Source organism: Streptomyces sp. NPDC002588, assembly GCF_040295925.1.
Lineage (GTDB): Bacteria > Actinomycetota > Actinomycetes > Streptomycetales > Streptomycetaceae > Streptomyces.
In genome coordinates, this window is sequence record NZ_JBEOWF010000005.1 from 266,236 (window position 1) to 284,332 (window position 18,097).

10 protein-coding genes, 1 tRNA gene and 1 rRNA gene are annotated in these 18,097 nt (G+C 69.4%); 1 reads left to right on the forward strand and 11 read right to left on the reverse strand.

Annotated elements, in window-relative coordinates:
• Positions 1 to 38: 38 nt before the first annotated feature.
• The 8 genes from ABT057_RS08290 to ABT057_RS08325 all read right to left on the reverse strand — a co-directional run bounded on the left by ABT057_RS08290 (position 39) and on the right by ABT057_RS08325 (position 13,758).
• Positions 39 to 419 (reverse strand): helix-turn-helix domain-containing protein, encoded by a 381-nt coding sequence (locus ABT057_RS08290; protein WP_015657463.1) that lies wholly within the window; start codon positions 417 to 419, stop codon positions 39 to 41.
• 109 nt (positions 420 to 528) lie between these two features.
• The gene (locus ABT057_RS08295) at positions 529 to 1,074 is read right to left on the reverse strand and encodes a CinA family protein (protein WP_352341656.1); all 546 of its coding nucleotides are present in this window, start codon (positions 1,072 to 1,074) and stop codon (positions 529 to 531) included.
• The gene (gene pgsA, locus ABT057_RS08300) at positions 1,071 to 1,865 is read right to left on the reverse strand and encodes a CDP-diacylglycerol--glycerol-3-phosphate 3-phosphatidyltransferase (protein WP_352341657.1); all 795 of its coding nucleotides are present in this window, start codon (positions 1,863 to 1,865) and stop codon (positions 1,071 to 1,073) included. Before pgsA ends, ABT057_RS08295 begins: the two co-directional genes overlap by 4 nt.
• Positions 1,862 to 3,331: a 30S ribosomal protein S12 methylthiotransferase RimO gene (gene rimO / locus ABT057_RS08305; RefSeq protein ID WP_352341658.1), complete on the reverse strand. Its 1,470-nt coding sequence runs from the start codon at positions 3,329 to 3,331 to the stop codon at positions 1,862 to 1,864. The genes pgsA and rimO overlap by 4 nt, the downstream gene beginning before the upstream one ends.
• A gap of 85 nt (positions 3,332 to 3,416) precedes the next feature.
• Positions 3,417 to 4,253, reverse strand: a complete 837-nt coding sequence (locus ABT057_RS08310; protein ID WP_352341659.1) for a helix-turn-helix domain-containing protein — start codon at positions 4,251 to 4,253, stop codon at positions 3,417 to 3,419.
• Positions 4,254 to 4,508: 255 nt separating this feature from the next.
• On the reverse strand, positions 4,509 to 7,229 hold the full coding sequence (locus ABT057_RS08315) for a DNA translocase FtsK (protein ID WP_352341660.1): 2,721 nt from the start codon (positions 7,227 to 7,229) through the stop codon (positions 4,509 to 4,511).
• Positions 7,230 to 7,412: 183 nt separating this feature from the next.
• Positions 7,413 to 8,096, reverse strand: a complete 684-nt coding sequence (locus ABT057_RS08320) for a response regulator (RefSeq protein ID WP_352341661.1) — start codon at positions 8,094 to 8,096, stop codon at positions 7,413 to 7,415.
• A 220-nt stretch (positions 8,097 to 8,316) separates the two neighbouring features.
• On the reverse strand, positions 8,317 to 13,758 hold the full coding sequence (locus ABT057_RS08325; protein ID WP_352341662.1) for a HAMP domain-containing protein: 5,442 nt from the start codon (positions 13,756 to 13,758) through the stop codon (positions 8,317 to 8,319).
• A 379-nt stretch (positions 13,759 to 14,137) separates the two neighbouring features.
• Here ABT057_RS08325 and ABT057_RS08330 point away from each other — a divergent pair, with 379 nt between their 5' ends.
• Positions 14,138 to 16,876: a SpoIIE family protein phosphatase gene (locus ABT057_RS08330; RefSeq protein WP_352341663.1), complete on the forward strand. Its 2,739-nt coding sequence runs from the start codon at positions 14,138 to 14,140 to the stop codon at positions 16,874 to 16,876.
• A 52-nt stretch (positions 16,877 to 16,928) separates the two neighbouring features.
• On the opposite strand, the gene ABT057_RS08335 is transcribed toward ABT057_RS08330, so the two are convergent.
• The 3 genes from ABT057_RS08335 to rrf all read right to left on the reverse strand — a co-directional run bounded on the left by ABT057_RS08335 (position 16,929) and on the right by rrf (position 17,972).
• Positions 16,929 to 17,004 (reverse strand) — tRNA-Thr (locus ABT057_RS08335).
• Positions 17,005 to 17,078: 74 nt separating this feature from the next.
• A complete protein-coding gene (locus ABT057_RS08340) occupies positions 17,079 to 17,741 on the reverse strand; it encodes a DegT/DnrJ/EryC1/StrS family aminotransferase (RefSeq protein ID WP_352341677.1) in 663 nt (220 codons plus the stop codon).
• Positions 17,742 to 17,855: 114 nt separating this feature from the next.
• Positions 17,856 to 17,972, reverse strand: a 5S ribosomal RNA gene (gene rrf / locus ABT057_RS08345).
• Positions 17,973 to 18,097: the final 125 nt, after the last annotated feature.

Genomic DNA, 18,097 nt, shown 5'->3' on the forward strand with positions numbered 1-18,097 from the left:
ACACCCGCGCGTCGGCAATCAGCCCACGCGCGTGAACCTCACGCGGCGACCACGTCCACCGCCTCGGCGGGTGCCTTGATGGTCACCCGCTCCGGCGGCACACCGGTCACCGACACGGAACCCAGCATCGGACGGACCGACGTGGGCACAGGCTCGCTGGGGGTGGCCGCTGCAGACTGGGCCAGCTCGGCGAGGGCGAGCTCGTCGCTCACTTCCCGCATGAGCTCGGACATCCGTACGTCCAGCGCGTCGCAGATGGCGGAGAGCAGCTCGGAGGAAGCCTCCTTCTGCCCCCGCTCCACCTCGGAGAGATAGCCGAGTGAGACTCGGGCGGACGAGGAGACTTCGCGCAGAGTACGGCCCTGGCGCTGGCGCTGCCGACGCAGCACGTCACCCAGCAGGCGACGGAGCAGAATCATCGGTGGCTCCCTCCTCGGACCGCGTAGCCGCATCCTTCACGCCCCACCGTACCGCCTCGCGCTGCGGCCGTGCGGGGAGCGATGTCGTGTTCACTCAGGGCTGCAAACATCAAAACCCCCCGTTCTGTTCCGTATCCTGTGCCCGCTCATTCCCGGTGTGTTCGCCCGCAAGCTCTGTCAGAAGCAGTGCGAGTACGCTCCGTACACTCTCTCTACGAATTTCCGCGCGGTCGCCGTTCAACCGCAGGGCCACCACTTTTCCGCCAGAGGCGGAACCGGAGTCCGGTCCGAACGCGCCGTCCACGGCCACGTAGACGGTCCCGACGGGCCGCCCGTCCTGCGGGTCGGGGCCGGCGACACCGGTGGTCGCGATGCCCCAGTCGGCGCCGAGCACCTTGCGCACTCCGGCCGCCATCTCCTTCGCGACCTGCGGATCCACCGCCCCGCGCGCGCCCAGCAGGTCCGCGTCCACACCGAGCAGTTCCTGCTTCAGCTCGGTCGCGTAGGCGGTGACCGAGCCCCGGAAGACCTTGGACGCCCCGGGAACCGATGTGATCTCGGCCGCAACCAGGCCACCGGTCAGCGACTCGGCCACAGCGAGCGTCCCACCCTTCACCGTGAGTAGTCGCACCACGTCGGTGGCGGTGGAATTCACGCTTCCGTCTCCTCCGACGCCGCCTTGCGGTCGGCGATTCCCTGCCTGCGCAGCACAATGGCCTGTCTTACGTAGTCGAGCCCGGTCACCACGGTCAGAACGACCGCCGCCGCCATCACCCACCACCTCAGGGTGGCCAGCCATCCCGTCAGCGCCAGGACGTACATGCCTACGGCGACACCCTGGGTGAGCGTCTTGAGCTTGCCGCCCCGGCTCGCCGGGATGACGCCGTACCGGATGACCAGGAAACGCATCAGAGTGATGCCGAGTTCCCTGCCGAGGATCACGATCGTCACCCACCACGGCAGGTCGCCGAGCGCGGAGAGGCAGATCAGCGCCGCTCCCATGATCGCCTTGTCGGCGATGGGGTCGGCGATCTTCCCGAAGTCGGTGACGAGGTCGTACGTCCGCGCCAGATGGCCGTCGAACAGGTCGGTGATCATGGCGATGGCGAAGGCCGCCCAGGCGAGCGAGCGCCACGCCGGGTCGTAGCCGCCATCGGCCAGCATCAGCGCGACGAAGCCCGGCACCAGGATCAGCCGGAGCATCGTCAGCAGGTTGGCGATGTTCCAGACGCTGGCCTGGTTGACGGCCGCGGCGGCCAGTTTCCCGCCGCGCGGCGACTTCCCCGCGGCATCCTGCGCATCGGCGTCGGCGTCGGAGGAACCCGCGGCACCGGAGGCGCCGACGGTGACGGCCGGGTCAGCGGCTGCGGGCACGCCCGCGGGGTCGGGGGCCGTCTGCTTCGCCCGCGAGGAACCGCCCGCGGCCGATGCCGGAACACCCGTCATCTGCCCGCCTCCTCACTACACCCGAACGAGCCCTGCAGGGGTTCGGCCACCAGGTCGACACCCTCCGTACCGACCACCTTCGCCTCGACCATACGGCCGATCGTCAGACCTTCGCCCGACGTGAGCAGCACCTGGCCGTCCGTCTCCGGCGCCTGGTGCGCCCCGCGGCCGTGGACACCGTCCTCGTCCACGGACTCCACGAGGACGTGGACCGTCTCACCGAGGCGCTCCTCCGCGCGCTGCGAGACGAGTTCCTCGGCGAGCCGGGAGACCCGGGCGAGCCGCTCGGCGACGACGTCCTCGTCGAGCTTGCCGTCGTAGCCGGCGGCCTCGGTGCCCTCCTCGTCGGAGTACCCGAAGACACCGATCGCGTCCAGCCGCGCGCCGTTCAGGAACCGCTCCAGCTCGGCCAGGTCGGCCTGGGACTCCCCGGGGAAGCCCACGATGAAGTTGGAGCGCACGCCCGCCTGGGGCGCCTTGCTCCGGATGGTGTCGAGCAGCTCCAGGAACCGGTCGGTGTCGCCGAAGCGGCGCATCGCGCGCAGCACGCCGGGCGCGGAGTGCTGGAAGGACAGGTCGAAGTAGGGCGCGACCTTGGGCGTGGAGGTCAGCACGTCGATCAGACCGGGCCGCATCTCGGCCGGCTGGAGGTAGCTGACGCGGACCCGCTCCAGGCCGTCGACCTCCGCGAGCTCGGGCAGCAGGGACTCCAGCAGACGGATGTCGCCCAGGTCCTTGCCGTAGGAGGTGTTGTTCTCGGAGACCAGCATGATCTCCTTGACGCCCTGCTCGGCCAGCCACCGCGTCTCGTTCAGCACATCGCTCGGCCGGCGTGAGATGAAGGAGCCGCGGAAGGACGGGATGGCGCAGAAGGAGCAGCGCCGGTCGCAGCCGGAGGCGAGCTTCACGGAGGCGACGGGTGCGCCGTCGAGCCGCCGGCGCAGGGGCGCGCGGGGCCCGGACTGCGGGGCCAGTCCCTCCGGGAGGTCCGTCGGGGCGCCGTGTCCCGGCAGGGCCACGTCGGTCGCCGTCTGCCGCTCGGCCGGGCTGATCGGCAGCAGCTTGCGGCGGTCGCGCGGAGTGTGGGAGGCGTGGATGCCGCCGTTCAGAATGGTCTGGAGGCGGTCGGAGATGTCCGCGTAGTCGTCGAAACCGAGCACGCCGTCGGCCTCGGGGAGGGCTTCGGCGAGTTCCTTGCCGTACCGCTCGGCCATGCAGCCCACCGCCACGACGGCCTGGGTTCTGCCGTGTCCCTTGAGGTCGTTGGCCTCCAGGAGGGCGTCGACGGAGTCCTTCTTGGCGGCTTCGACGAAGCCACAGGTGTTGACGACGGCGACGTCCGCTTCCTCGGCGTCCTCCACGAGCTGCCAGCCGTCCGCCTCCAAACGGCCTGCGAGCTCCTCCGAGTCCACCTCGTTACGGGCGCAGCCAAGGGTGACGAGTGCGACGGTACGGCGTTCAGGCATGGGCTCAAGACTACTTTGTCCCACCGACAGCGAACGTCGACGGGGTTGGCGAAGATCGCCAACCCCGTCGTGCGCACAACCGGGGTCATCCGGCCTGCGGGTCGCCCTTGGTGTAGGTGAGCCGCTCCACCGCTCCCGGCTGGAAGTTGTCGTCGATCTTCTTGCCGTTGACGAACAGGTCGATCGCCCCGGCGTCGCCGAGGACGAGGTTGATCTTCTCGCTGTCCTGGAAGGTCTTGGAGTCGCCCTGCTTGAGCAGGCCGTCGAACAGGAGCCGGCCGTTGTGGTCCTTGGCGGAGATCCAGCTGCGGCCGTCGGCGGCGCTGACCTGGACGGTCACCTTGTCCTGAGGAGCCGCGGCGATGGCGCTGTCGGAGGCCTCGGGCTTGATGCCGTCGGACTTGTCGGTCTTCGGCGTGGGCGAGGCGGGCGCGCTGGTCGAGGGTGCGGCGTCCCCGGCGACCGCCTTGGAACCGCTGTCGTCGCCGCCGTTGAAGGCGGTGAACCCGACGAAGGCGACCACGGCGACGATCGCGGCGACCATCGCCGCGGTCCAGTTCGGCCCGCGCCGCTCGGGTCGGATGCGTTCCGCCTCGAACAGCGGGGCGGGCGCGGTGGGTGCCGGACGGCCGCCGTGGGTGGCGTCGAAGCGCTCGATCAGTGGCGCGGGGTCGAGGTGGACCGCCCTGGCCAGGGTCCGGATGTGGCCGCGCGCGTAGACGTCTCCGCCACAGGGAGCGAAGTCGTCCGACTCGATGGCATGGATGATGGCGATGCGGACCCGGGTGGCGGTACTGACGTCGTCGACGGTCAGCCCGGCGCTGATGCGCGCCTGGCGCAGGGCACGACCGATGGAGAACTGGGCTTCCTCGGACGGGTCTTCGAAGGGACGCTCGTCTTCTGGGGAATTGCCGATGGACACGGGGGCGCCTTTCGAGCGTGTAGCCACCTGTGCTGGAGGTTCAGTCTAGGGGGGGTGCCAAAGGGAGGGGCAACCGGACGGTGGGACTTTGTACGCCATCGGAATGGCCGGTCAGGCCGATGACGGGCCAGGCACGGCTCTCGCTTGAAAGCTGTACCTGTCCTCTCGCTCAACTGGACGTACGCCAAAGGGAAACGGTTGCCCTGCGGTTTCTAACGGGTGAGTCACGCTCGCCGGCCTCCCTCCACAGCACGTCTACCCCTCAGACTCCCCCCGGATCACCGCGAGCACGCCGTCCAGCTCATCGGGTTTCACAAGAACGTCACGAGCCTTCGAACCCTCGCTGGGTCCGACGATGTTGCGCGACTCCATGAGGTCCATCAGCCGGCCGGCCTTGGCGAAGCCGACGCGCAGCTTCCGCTGGAGCATCGACGTCGAGCCGAACTGGGTGGAGACGACCAGCTCGGCCGCCTGGCACAACAGGTCGAGGTCGTCGCCGATGTCCTCGTCGATCTCCTTCTTCTGCTTGGTCCCCACGACGACGTCGTCCCGGAAGACCGGCGCCATCTGGTCCTTGCAGTGCTGGACGACCCCCGCGACCTCGGCCTCGGTCACGAAGGCGCCCTGCATACGGGTCGGCTTGTTCGCGCCCATCGGCAGGTACAGCCCGTCGCCCTTGCCGATCAGCTTCTCGGCGCCCGGCTGGTCGAGGATGACCCGCGAGTCGGCGAGCGAGGAGGTGGCGAAGGCGAGCCGCGAGGGCACGTTCGCCTTGATCAGACCGGTCACGACATCGACCGAGGGCCGCTGGGTGGCGAGCACCAGGTGGATGCCGGCCGCGCGCGCGAGCTGCGTGATCCGCACGATCGCGTCCTCGACGTCACGCGGGGCGACCATCATCAGGTCGGCGAGCTCGTCCACGATCACCAGCAGATACGGGTACGGCTGCAGCTCGCGCTCGCTGCCCTCGGGCAGCTTGACCTTGCCGTTCCTTATGGCCTCGTTGAAGTCGTCGATGTGCCGGAAGCCGTACGCCGCGAGGTCGTCGTAGCGCAGGTCCATCTCGCGTACGACCCACTGCAGCGCCTCGGCGGCCCGCTTCGGGTTGGTGATGATCGGCGTGATCAGGTGCGGGATGCCCTCGTACGCGGTCAGCTCGACGCGCTTGGGGTCGACGAGGACCATCCGCACGTCCTCCGGAGTCGCCCGGACCATGACCGACGTGATCAGGCAGTTGATGCACGAGGACTTACCGGAACCGGTGGCTCCGGCGACCAGGATGTGCGGCATCTTCGCCAGATTGGCCATCACATAGCCGCCCTCGACGTCCTTGCCGAGCGCCACCAGCATCGGATGGTCGTCCTCGGCCGCGTCCGCGAGCCGCAGCACGTCCCCGAGGTTGACCATCTCGCGGTCGGTGTTCGGGATCTCGATGCCGACCGCGGACTTGCCCGGGATGGGGCTGATGATCCGCACGTCCGGGCTGGCGACCGCGTACGCGATGTTCTTGGTCAGCGCCGTGATCCGCTCGACCTTCACCGCGGGGCCGAGTTCCACCTCGTAGCGGGTGACCGTCGGCCCGCGCGTGAAGCCCGTGACGGCGGCGTCGACCTTGAACTCGGTGAACACGTTCGTCAGCGAGGCGACGACGGCGTCGTTCGCCGCGCTGCGCGCCTTGCCGGGGCCGCCGCGCTCCAGGAGGTCCAGCGACGGCAGCGAGTAGGTGATGTCGCCGGAGAGCTGGAGCTGCTCGGCGCGGGCCGGCAGGTCGCGCATCTGGTCCGGCGGCGCCTTGGTCAGGTCGGGGACCGCGCCGCCGGTCTTGAGCTTCTCCTGCTTGGGCCGCGCGGCCGGCACCGGCGTCGGCGTGGTCGCCTCACGGTCGCCGCCGCGCACCCCCTGGGTGAGGTCGGCGACGATCGGCGACGGCGGCATGCCGTGCATGACGGCGCCGTCGAGGTCGGCGGCGGCCGCCGCCGCGATGTCCACGGCGTCCATCTCCCGGTCCATCGCGGGCTGCGGCACGGCCGAGCGCCTGGGGCGCCCGCGGCGCTGCGAGAGGGCCTCCTGCTCGGCGTCGTCGGGGTCCTGCGCCGGCCGGCCGGCCGAGCGGCGGCGGGGGCGCCCCGGCAGCGCCTCGCGCCACTGCTCGTCGTAGCGCGCGTCGTCGTCGGAGAGATCGTCGTACCCGTCCGCCTCGGGGTCGTGCAGCACGCCCAGGCGCACCCCGAGGTGCCGCAGCCGCTGCGGGATCGCGTTGACCGGAGTGGCCGTGACGACCAGCAGCCCGAAGATCGTGAGCAGCACCAGCAGCGGTACGGCGAGCATCTCGCCCATGGTGTACGTCAGCGGGGTGGCCGCGCCCCAGCCGATGAGACCGCCGGCGTCCCTTATCGCCTGCATGCCGTCGCTGCGGGCGGGCGCGCCGCACGCGATGTGGACCTGGCCGAGCACGCCGATGACGAGCGCGGACAGACCGATCACGATGCGGCCGTTGGCCTCGGGCTTCTCGGGGTGGCGGACGAGGCGCACGCCGATGACCGCGAGCAGGATCGGCACGAGCAGGTCGAGGCGGCCGAAGGAGCCGGTGACGAGGATCTCGACCAGGTCGCCGACGGGTCCCTTGAGGTCGGCCCAGGTGCCCGCGGCGACGATCAGCGCGATCCCGAACAACAGCAACGCGATGCCGTCCTTGCGGTGGGCGGGGTCGAGGTTCTTCGCGCCGTTCCCTATCCCGCGGAACACCGCGCCCACGGCGTGCGCCACGCCCAGCCACAGGGCGCGCACGAGCCGGTAGACGCCCCCTGTGGGGCTCGGCGCCGGTTTTGGCGCCGGAGCCGCCTTCTTGGCCGCGGGCTTCCTGGCGGACGCCTTCTTCGCCGGAGCCTTTTTCGCGGCGGCCTTCTTCGCCGGAGCCTTCGCGGGAGCAGCCGCCTTCTTGGCGGGCTGCTTCTTGGCTGCGGGACGTGAGGCCATGGGTGTGAGGTTACCGGGGGAGACGACAGCGGACACGTGTGCCCACTGCTTCACCCGTTCGTGTCGCCCTCATTCGGGCGCGGAACTGACGCGTCCGCATGGCAGGGGCGTGAGACCGGCGCATCCGCTCCGTGACGGCGGGAAGCTGATGCCCGCTCACGCCCAAGTGTGCCGCCCTTCGCGTCAGTTCTGCGACGGCAGCGACGCCGCGCCGTTCCCGGTGCCCGGCTCCAGGGCGTCCAGCGCCCGCCGCAGACCGGTGAGTTTGCGCTCCAGATGAGCCGCCGTGGCCACCGCGGCCGCGTCCGCCGACTCGTCGTCGAGCTGCTTGGACAGCGCCTCCGCCTGCTCCTCGACGGCCGCGAGTCGCGCGGAGAGCTCGGCCAGCAGCCCGGCGGGCTCCTTGGCACCACCCGCCGCCGCCTTGCCACCGCCCTCCAACTGCAGGCGCAGCAGCGCCGCCTGCTCCCGCAGCTGGCAGTTCTTCATGTACAGCTCGACGAACACGGAGACCTTCGCCCGCAGCACCCACGGGTCGAACGGCTTCGAGATGTAGTCCACCGCGCCGGCCGCGTACCCACGGAATGTGTGGTGCGGGCCGTGATTGATCGCGGTGAGGAAGATGATCGGAATGTCCCTGGTGCGCTCTCGCCGCTTGATGTGCGCGGCCGTTTCGAAACCATCCATTCCCGGCATCTGGACGTCCAGCAGAATGACCGCGAAGTCGTCCGTCAGCAGTGCTTTGAGCGCCTCTTCCCCGGACGATGCCCGCACCAGCGTCTGATCGAGCGCCGAGAGGATCGCCTCCAGCGCCAGCAGATTCTCCGGCCGGTCATCGACCAGGAGGATCTTGGCCTTCTGCACCATGGCCCGCCCTCCTCGCCCCGGCAGTGCACCGGGCGCCGCCCCTGGGGACGACTCCTTAGCGCCGCCCTTCCTTGTGCCGGTCATGGTAGCCGCACCCCGACCGTCGCCACACCCTGTCACCGTGATGTCACTGTGCACGTAGCAGGAACGCAGCGGGAGATCAGAAGGTTCCCCGGATCCCGCCCCGCTACACGACCGTGGCGACCTCCGCCGGCAACCTTCACGCCTCCCGCATCCACTGCTCCATCACCGCCAGCAGATGATCGGGATCGACCGGCTTCGTCACATAGTCGGAAGCACCCGACTCGATCGCCTTCTCCCGGTCGCCCTTCATCGCCTTCGCCGTCAGCGCGACGATCGGCAGCCCGGAGAACTGCGGCATCCTGCGGATCGCCGTCGTCGTCGCGTAGCCGTCCATCTCGGGCATCATGATGTCCATCAGGACGACCGCGACGTCGTCGTGCTGCTCCAGCACCTCGATGCCCTCCCGGCCGTTCTCCGCGTACAGCACGGACAGACCGTGCTGCTCCAGGACGCTCGTCAGCGCGAACACGTTGCGGATGTCGTCGTCGACGATCAGCACCTTCTCACCGCCGAAGCGGATGTTGCGCTGCCCCTGCGGCGCCGCCCACTGCTCCGGCCGCCCGACCTGCTCGCCACCGTTCACCGACCGCCTGCGCCGCCGGAAGAGGGCCGCGGGCCCGTTCTGCGTGTCCTGGTACGACCTCACCTCGGCCGGCATCCGGATCTCCGCCTCGGACAGCTCGGACAGCTCGATCGCCCTGTGCTCCGAGGCCACCAGGTCGCCGGCCTCCAGCGCGGGCACGACCTGCTGGTAGCCCTGCGGCGGCAGCTCGCTGGGGTGCAGCGGCAGGTACAGCGTGAACGTCGAACCACGCCCCGGCTCGCTCTGCGCGTGGATCTCCCCGCCGAGCAGCTGGGCGATCTCCCGCGAGATGGACAGCCCGAGGCCCGTACCGCCGTACTTGCGGCTGGTCGTGCCGTCCGCCTGCTTGAACGCCTCGAAGATCACCCGCATCTTGCCGGCCGCGATCCCGATACCGGTGTCGGTCACCGAGAACGCGATCAGCGGCGCGTCCGGATCCGTCAGCGAACCGGCCTCCAGCAGCTGTTCCCGGATCGCCACCGGAACATCCGCCCCGGACGGCCGGATGACCAGCTCCACCGACCCGGAGTCGGTGAACTTCACCGCGTTCGACAGCAGGTTGCGCAGCACCTGCAGCAACCGCTGCTCGTCCGTGTGCAGCGTCGCCGGCAGTTCGGGCGACACCCGCACGGACAGGTCGAGCCCCTTCTCCGCGGTCAACGGCCGGAAGGTGGCCTCCACATAGTCCACGAGCTGCACGAGCGCGATCCGCGTCGGCGAGACGTCCATCTTGCCCGCCTCGACCTTCGACAGGTCCAGGATGTCGTTGATCAGCTGCAGCAGGTCCGAACCCGCCCCGTGGATCGTCTCGGCGAACTCCACCTGCTTCGGCGAGAGATTGCCCTCCGCGTTGTCCGCGAGCAGCTTCGCCAGGATGAGCAGCGAGTTCAGCGGCGTACGCAGCTCGTGCGACATGTTGGCGAGGAACTCGCTCTTGTAGCGCATCGACACCGCGAGCTGCTCGGCCCGCTCCTCCAGGACCTGGCGCGCCTCCTCGATCTCGGTGTTCTTCACCTCGATGTCCCGGTTCTGCTGCGCCAGCAGCTCGGCCTTCTCCTCCAGCTCGGCGTTGGACGCCTGAAGGGCCTTCTGCCGCTGCTCCAACTCCGCCGACCGCTCCCGCAACTGCTCGGTCAGCTCCTGCGACTGCTTCAGCAACAGCTCCGTCTTGGTGTTGACGGAGATGGTGTTGACGCTGGTCGCGATCATCTCGGCGAGCTGGTTCAGGAAGTCCTTCTGGATCTGCGTGAACGGCGCGAACGACGCCAGCTCGATCACCCCGAGCACCTGGCCCTCGAACAGCACCGGCAGCACGATCACCTGCGCCGGCGGCGCCTCACCGAGCCCGGAGGAGATCTTCAGATAGCCGCTCGGGGCGTTCTCCACGAGGATCGTGCGCTTCTCCTCGGCAGCCGTCCCCACCAGCGCCTCACCCGGCCTGAACGAGGTCGGCATCGACCCCATCGAGTAGCCGTACGACCCCAGCATCCGCAGCTCGTACGGATCGTCCGTGCCCTCGGGCGACGGCATCGCGAGGAAGAACGCGCCGTGCTGCGCGGCCACCAGCGGCGGCAGCTCGCTCATGATCAGCGAGGCCACGTCCTCCAGATCGCGCCGCCCCTGCATCAGCGCGGACACGCGCGCGAGGTTGCCCTTCAGCCAGTCCTGCTCCTTGTTGGCGATCGTGGTGTCGCGCAGGTTGGCGATCATCTTGTTGATGTAGTCCTGCAGCTCCTGGATCTCGCCGGCCGCGTCCACGTCGAGCTTCAGGTTCAGGTCGCCCCGGGTCACCGCGGTGGCCGCGCGCGCGATGGCACGCACCTGCCGGGTCAGGTTCCCGGCCATCTCGTTCACCGACTCCGTCAGGTCGCGCCAGGTGCCGTCGACGTCACGCACGCGTGCCTGCCCGCCGAGCTGCCCCTCGGTGCCCACCTCGCGGGCCACCCGTGTGACCTCCTCGGCGAACGACGACAGCTGGTCGACCATCGTGTTGATGGTCGTCTTCAGCTCGAGGATCTCTCCGCGCGCGTCGATGTCGATCTTCTTCGTCAGGTCACCCTTGGCGATGGCCGTCGTGACCATGGCGATGTTGCGCACCTGACCGGTCAGGTTGGACGCCATGCCGTTCACCGAGTCGGTGAGGTCCTTCCACGTGCCCGCCACACCCGGCACATGCGCCTGACCGCCCAGGATGCCGTCCGTGCCCACCTCACGGGCCACCTTGGTGACCTGCTCGGCGAACGAGCTCAGCGTCTTCACCATGGTGTTGAAGGTGTCGGCGAGCTGCTGGACCTCGCCGCGAGCCTCGATCGTCACCGTACGGGTCAGGTCGCCGTTGGCGACGGCCGCGGCGACCTGGGAGATGTTGCGGACCTGCATGGTCAGGTTCTTGGCCATCAGGTTGACGTTGTCGGTGAGGTCCTTCCAGATGCCCGTGACGCCCGACGCGTGCGCCTGGCCGCCCAGGATGCCCTCGGTGCCCACCTCACGGGCCACCCGGGTCACCTGCTCGGCGAAGGAGGACAGCTGATCGACCATCGTGTTCACGGTGGTGACGAGCTCGAGGATCTCGCCCTTGGCGTCGACCGTGATCTTCTTCGACAGGTCGCCCTTGGCGACCGCGGTCGTGACATCGGCGATCTGGCGCACCTGGATCGTCAGGTTGTTCGCCATGAAGTTCACCGACTGCGTGAGGTCCTTCCAGGTGCCGGAGACACCCTGCACCTCGGCCTGACCGCCGAGCTGTCCCTCCGTACCCACCTCACGGGCCACCCGCGTGACCTCCTGGGCGAACGACGACAGCTGATCGACCATCGTGTTCAGGGTGTTCTTCAGCTCCAGGATCTCCCCGCGCGCGTCCACGGTGATCTTCTGGGACAGGTCACCGCGCGCCACCGCGGTGGCCACCTGTGCGATGTTGCGCACCTGGGCGGTGAGGTTGCCGGCCATGCCGTTCACCGAGTCGGTCAGGTCGCGCCACACACCCGCCACACCCGGCACCTGTGCCTGACCGCCGAGACGGCCCTCGGTACCCACGTCCCGCGCCACCCGGGTCACCTGGTCGGCGAAGGCGGAGAGCTGGTCGACCATCGTGTTGATGGTGTTCTTCAGCTCCAGGATCTCGCCGCGCGCGTCCACGTCGATCTTCTGCGACAGGTCACCCCGGGCCACGGCCGTCGTCACCTGCGCGATGTTCCTCACCTGAGAGGTGAGGTTGCCCGCCATCGAGTTGACGGAGTCGGTGAGTTCCTTCCACGTACCCGACACACCGTCCACACGCGCCTGACCACCGAGCCGCCCCTCGGTGCCCACGTCCCGGGCCATCCGCGTCACCTGGTCGGCGAACGACGACAGCTGGTCCACCATCGTGTTCACGGTGTTCTTCAGCTTGAGCATCTCGCCCGAGACGTCGACGGTGACCTTCTGCGACAGGTCGCCGTTGGCCACGGCCGTCGTGACCTGCGCGATGTTCCTCACCTGTCCGGTGAGATTCCGGAACGCGGTGTTGACGGAGTCCGTCAGGTCCTTCCACGTGCCCGCCGCGCCCGACACCTGTGCCTGGCCGCCCAGTTCACCCTCGACACCGATCTCACGTGCCACTCGGGTCACTTCGGCACCGAACGCCGACAGCTGGTCGACCATCCCGTTGACGGTGTTCTTCAGCTCCAGCATCTCGCCGGCCACGTCCACCGTGACCTTCTGCGACAGATCGCCGCTGGCCACCGCCGTCGTCACCGCCGCGATGTCCCGCACCTGAGTGGTGAGATTGCGGAACACGGTGTTGACGGAGTCCGTCAGGTCCTTCCACGTACCCGCCGCCCCGGGCACGTTCGCCTGGCCGCCCAACTGCCCCGCGGCCCCCACCTCGTTGGCCACCCGCGTGACCTCGTCCGCGAAGATCCGCAGCGTCTCGGTCATCTGATTGATCGTCTCGGCGAGCTGCGCGACCTCACCGCGCGCCGGCACGGTCACCTTCCGCGACAGATCACCATTGGCCACCGCGGTCGTCACCTCGGCGATCTGACGCACCTGGGCCGTCAGATTGCCGGCCATGGTGTTCACCGAATCGGTGAGTTCCTTCCACACACCGTCGACACCCGACACCTGCGCCTGGCCGCCGAGCACGCCGTCGGTGCCCACCTCACGCGCCACCCGGGTCACCTCGGAGGAGAACGCGGAAAGCTGATCCACCATCGTGTTGACGGTGTTCTTCAGCTCGAGCATCTCCCCCTCGACGTGAACCGTCACCTTCCGTGACAGATCACCCTTGGCCACCGCCGTCGTCACCAGCGCGATGTCCCGCACCTGGGCCGTCAACCGGTACGCCATCGTGTTGACGGACTCCGTGAGGTCCTTCCACGAACCGGACATACCGCGCACCTGGGCCTGTCCGCCCAGTTTGCCCTCGGTCCCCACCTCACTGGCCACCCGCGTGACCTCGTCGGTGAACGTGGACAGCTGGTCGACCAGGTTGTTGACCGTCCGCCCGACCTTCAGGAACTCCCCGCGCAGCGGATGCCCGGCCCCCTCCGGCACATGCGTCCTGAGCTCCATCCGCGGCGACAGATCACCCTCCGCCACCGCCGACAGCACCCGCGACACCTCGGACACGGGCCGTACGAGGTCGTCGACCAGCGCGTTCGAGTTGTCGATGGCCGTCGCCCACGAGCCCTCACAGGCACCCGTCTCCAGCCGCTCGGTGAGCTTGCCCTCCCGGCCCACCATGCGACGTACGCGCGACAGCTCACCCGTGAGGTGGAGATTGCGGTCCGCCACCTCGTTGAAGACCGCCGCGATCTCCGACATCACGCCGTCGCCGGACACCGTCAGACGCTTGCGGAAGTTCCCCTCCCGCATGGACACCAGGGCCGCCAGCAACCGGTCCAGGGCCGCCGTGTCCACGGTGGTGGTACCACCGCGTGGAGCACGCCTGCTCTGGGACTGTCCGCCTTTCGCGCGCGCCTTAGTGCTCCGCGTCGCTGCGCCAGACTCCACTTGTCCCTCCCGCAGGGATTCGACCGTTACCGCTGTGCTGGGGTGCCATTACTCGCCGTGCCTGTCACCACTGGGTCCGCCGCCCGATGAAACCAGGCGAACCCCCGGGGCTGCTGCCCCGTGTGCTCAGAAGACACCCAGTCTGCCCGGACCTTCACAACAAGCTTGCCCAGTGTTTCACCCTTGCCGAACCCGGCCATAACAGTTCGGCAGCTTCACACACCGTCCGCACACCCTCAGGGCGGAAAACACCGGTGATCGGCATCCGCACGGGCGGGGAAGGTAAGTAACCTTGCATGCGGCTGTCCAGCCGCGCCGGTTCGACCGGCCTGGGCGGTGGCACGAGGCACGAGCGGGCATCGGAGGGGCGGCCGCACACATGACCACCGGACTGATTCCTGGGGAACAGCCCCCGGACCCCCGGTCTTCCAGCATGCGCCCACCGCACCAGCGGCAGGGCGGAGACGGCCAGGGGACCCCGCACGTCGACAACCGGTCGAGGAGTTCTGTGATCACCGCGCGCGCGGCCGCCAGCTTCGAGCCCGTCGGGCGCTCCGTGGCGACCGCCCGTTCCTTCGTCCGCGACACCCTCCAGGGCTGGGGTTTCGCCGACATCATCGACGACGCCGTGGTCCTCACCAGCGAACTGGTGACCAACGCGGTCGTCCACGCGGGCACCCACGCCGACGTCCTCTGCCTGCGCAGCGACGACGGTGTACGCATCGAGGTCGCCGACCGGTACCCGGAACGGGAGATCCCCCTCCAGGGCTCCCTCGCAAGCATGGGAAGCCCCGACCGCGAGGGCGGCCGCGGCCTGCAGCTGTGCGCGGCCATCGCGGGCCGCTGGGGCGTCGACTACACCCCCACCCACAAACACGTCTGGTTCCAGCTCGACCTCCCCGACCGCCCGGTCGGCACCCGCGCCGCCGGCCCGTCCCTGCCCGCGGACCTCCTCCCGCTCGCCGACAGCCGCGTCCGCGTGGCGGTCGTCCAGATCGACCGCACAGGCGCCATCTCGGCGTGGAACGAGGACGCCGAGGAACTCTTCGGCTACCCCGCCGACCAGGTCACCGGCAAGCCCCTCACCGATCTCGCCGCCTGGCCCCACACCCCCGGCACCGGCACCGGCGTCGCCGAGGCCCTCCAGCTCTCCCGCTGGGAGGGCAGCTACGGCATCCGAGGCATCACCGGCCGGGTCACCCCGGTCTACGCCTCCCATCTGCGTGTCCGCGACACCGACGGCGAGCCCTCCACGGTCTGTCTCCTGGTCCGCGACCACGAACGTGCCGTCCTGCAGACCCCGTTGCGCGTCCCGGCTTCCGACACGGCCCCCGCCGACGGCCAGAGCGCCGACCCCTTCGAGGTCTTCATCGGTTCCCCGGCCCCGGACGACCTCGACGGCCTCCTCCAGCGCACGGTGGAGCGTGCCCGCGACATGCTCGACGGCGACTCCGCCTTCCTGCTCCTGGCGACCGACGACGAGACGGAACTCGAGGTCCGCGCCTCCACCGGCCTGCCCTCCGCCCGCCAGCGCTTCGCGCGCGTACCCGTCGAAGCGGGCCCCGGCCGCTACGGCTCGGCCCGGATGCCGGCCGTCCACGAGGACCTGGCGGCCGTCCCCGGCGCCGTACCCCTCCTGAACGGCACGGGCATGCGCTCGGTCGTCACCGTCCCCCTGAAGGTCGAGGGCCGGCTCACCGGCTCCCTCGGCGTCGCGGCCGAGGGAGCCGGCCGCTACTCCAACGAGGAGGCGCTGCGCCTGCAGTTCGCCGCCGACCGCATCGCCCTGGCCGTCGAATCGGCCCGCCTGGGCGAGCTGGAACGCCTGCGCCGGGGCTCGCTCAGCTTCCTCGTCGAGGCCTCCGACCTCCTCGCCGGCACACTGGACCGCGATCAGACCCTTGCGCTGATGGCCCAGATGACGGTCCCGACCCTGGCCACCTGGTGCGCCGTCTACACGATCGCCGACCAGGCCTCCGAGCCGTACCTCTCCTACGTCCTGCACGAGGACGAGGAACTCATCGACGGCATCAAGTCGTTGCTGTCGAAGGTCTCGCCGCCGGACCCGGTGCCCACCCCGGGCGCCCGCGTCTGGACGGCCCCCGGCGAGGCCGCCCACGAAGCGGCCCTGCGCAAGTCGATGCGCAGCCTCGGCCTGACCGGCGGCCCCACCCACCAGGTGGCCTCGGGTATCGGCCCCACGCTCGCCACGGCCCACGCGGTGGGCGGCGAGACGGTCGTCCTCCCCCTGGTCGCCCGCAACCGTGTCATCGGCATGCTGACCCTCGGCAAGCCCACCGACGAACACTTCCGCCAGGAGATCCTGGAGCTGGCCGAGGACCTGTCCCGCCGCGCCGCGCTCGCCCTGGACAACGCCCGCCTCTATTCGGAGCGCACGGCCATCAGCCAGTCCCTCCAGCGCAGCCTCCTGCCGCCGGGGCTTCCCACGATCGACGGCGTGGAGGTCGACGTCATCTACCGGGCGGCCGGCGAGGGCAACGAGGTGGGCGGCGATTTCTACGATGTCTTCCCGATCAGCGACGGCGCCTACGGCTTCGCCATCGGCGATGTCTGCGGCACCGGCCCGCACGCGGCGGCGGTGACCGGCCTGGCCCGGCACGCCCTTCGGCTGCTGGCCAGAGAGGGCCTCAGCGGCCCGGCGGTCCTGGAGCGCCTCAACTCCGCGATCCTCGACGAGGGCGACCGCAGCCGCTTCCTGACGCTCCTCTACGGAGAGATGCGCCCTCAGGAGGACGGCAGCGCGAAGCTCAAGGTGGTCTGCGCGGGGCACCCCCTTCCGCTGCGCCTGCGCCAGGACGGCACTGTCGAGCCCGCCGCCGACCCGCAGCCTCTCCTCGGTGTGATCGAGGACCTGGAGCTCTACGAGCAGACGATCACCCTGGACCCGGGCGACGTCCTGCTCTGTGTCACCGACGGCGTCACCGAACGCCGGGAGGGCACCCGCATGCTGGGCGACGACGGCCTCGCCGACGTCCTTTCCACCTGCACGGGCCTGACGGCCGGCGCGGTCGCGGCCCGCATCATGCGCGCGGTCGAACGTTTCGCGTCGGACGCACCGTCCGACGACATGGCGATCCTGGCGATGCGCGTGGCCTGAGAGCCCCGGAAACGAGAAAACCCCCCGCCCGAAAGGGCGGGGGGTTTTTCTGTGGAGCCCCCAAACGGAATCGAACCGTTGACCTTCTCCTTACCATGGAGACGCTCTGCCGACTGAGCTATAGGGGCCGGTTGCTTTTCGAGGTTTCCCCCGCGGCAACGCAATAGATCATACCCCGAACAGGCCCGTGCTCCCAAACCGTTCAGAAGGCCGGCTGCAACAGTCCGCCGAGCGCATTGCAGGCGGCCACGATCCGCTGCATGTCCCGTTTCGTCAACGAAGCGTCGACCGGCAGGGCGAGTGTCTCGTCCGCGGCCAGCTCGGTCTCCGGCAGCGATACGTACCGCCGGTACTCGGGCAGCCGGTGCAGGGGCGTCTTCACCGGCACCCGGCACTCAACTCCCCTGCCTCGCAGAGCCCGGGCGAACGCGTCCCGGTCCGGCCGGCCGTTGCCCGGCACCCGCACGACGTACTGCTGGTAGGAGTGCCCGTCCCCGCCATCGGGTGTCCGCACGCCCCGCAACCGCGTGTCCAGGTAGGCCGCGCGCTCCCGCCGCCGGGCGATCTCGTCGTACGGCGCCTCGGACTCGGCCTGCTCCAACACGAGCAGCCCGTGCCGCTGCCCGAGTGCGTGCAACCGCGGCACATCGGCCGGCCGCCCGAAGCGGTGTACGACAACGACGGCCGCGGTACGTGGAGTTACGGCCGCTGCGACGGCGGCCGGGTCCAGGCAGTACGTCACCGGATCCACGTCGGCGAACGCCGGCAGTGCACCCGCGAGGGTGACCGCGCCGGCGACTTCGGCGTTCCCGAAGGCGGGCACGATGACCTCGTCACCGATCCCGACACCGGCGGCCCTGAGCATTGCAGCAGTACCCATGTCGTGGATGCTGAGGGCGCAACGTGAACTGCAAGTGACAGAAAGCAAAAAAGGGTTGGACCCTGAACCAAAGTTCAGGACCCAACCCTCTGAATGATTGTTCGGCGGTGTCCTACTCTCCCACAGGGTCCCCCCTGCAGTACCATCGGCGCTGTAAGGCTTAGCTTCCGGGTTCGGAATGTAACCGGGCGTTTCCCTCACGCTATGACCACCGAAACACTATGAAGTTAGACCGGAAAAAACACAGTCGTTGCCTCAGAACTAACACAGTGGACGCGAGCAACTGAGGACAAGCCCTCGGCCTATTAGTACCGGTCACCTCCACACGTTACCGTGCTTCC

What these genes read in the sequence shown, in the direction of transcription:
- rimO (WP_352341658.1), bottom strand. Translation starts at nt 3,331, where the DNA reads ATGCCTGAACGCCGTACCGTCGCACTCGTCACCCTTGGCTGCGCCCGT.
- ABT057_RS08320 (WP_352341661.1), bottom strand. Translation starts at nt 8,096, where the DNA reads ATGGTGCAGAAGGCCAAGATCCTCCTGGTCGATGACCGGCCGGAGAAT.
- ABT057_RS08330 (WP_352341663.1), top strand. Translation starts at nt 14,138, where the DNA reads ATGACCACCGGACTGATTCCTGGGGAACAGCCCCCGGACCCCCGGTCT.
- pgsA (WP_352341657.1), bottom strand. Translation starts at nt 1,865, where the DNA reads ATGACGGGTGTTCCGGCATCGGCCGCGGGCGGTTCCTCGCGGGCGAAG.
- ABT057_RS08290 (WP_015657463.1), bottom strand. Translation starts at nt 419, where the DNA reads ATGATTCTGCTCCGTCGCCTGCTGGGTGACGTGCTGCGTCGGCAGCGC.
- ABT057_RS08315 (WP_352341660.1), bottom strand. Translation starts at nt 7,229, where the DNA reads ATGGCCTCACGTCCCGCAGCCAAGAAGCAGCCCGCCAAGAAGGCGGCT.
- ABT057_RS08340 (WP_352341677.1), bottom strand. Translation starts at nt 17,741, where the DNA reads ATGCTCAGGGCCGCCGGTGTCGGGATCGGTGACGAGGTCATCGTGCCC.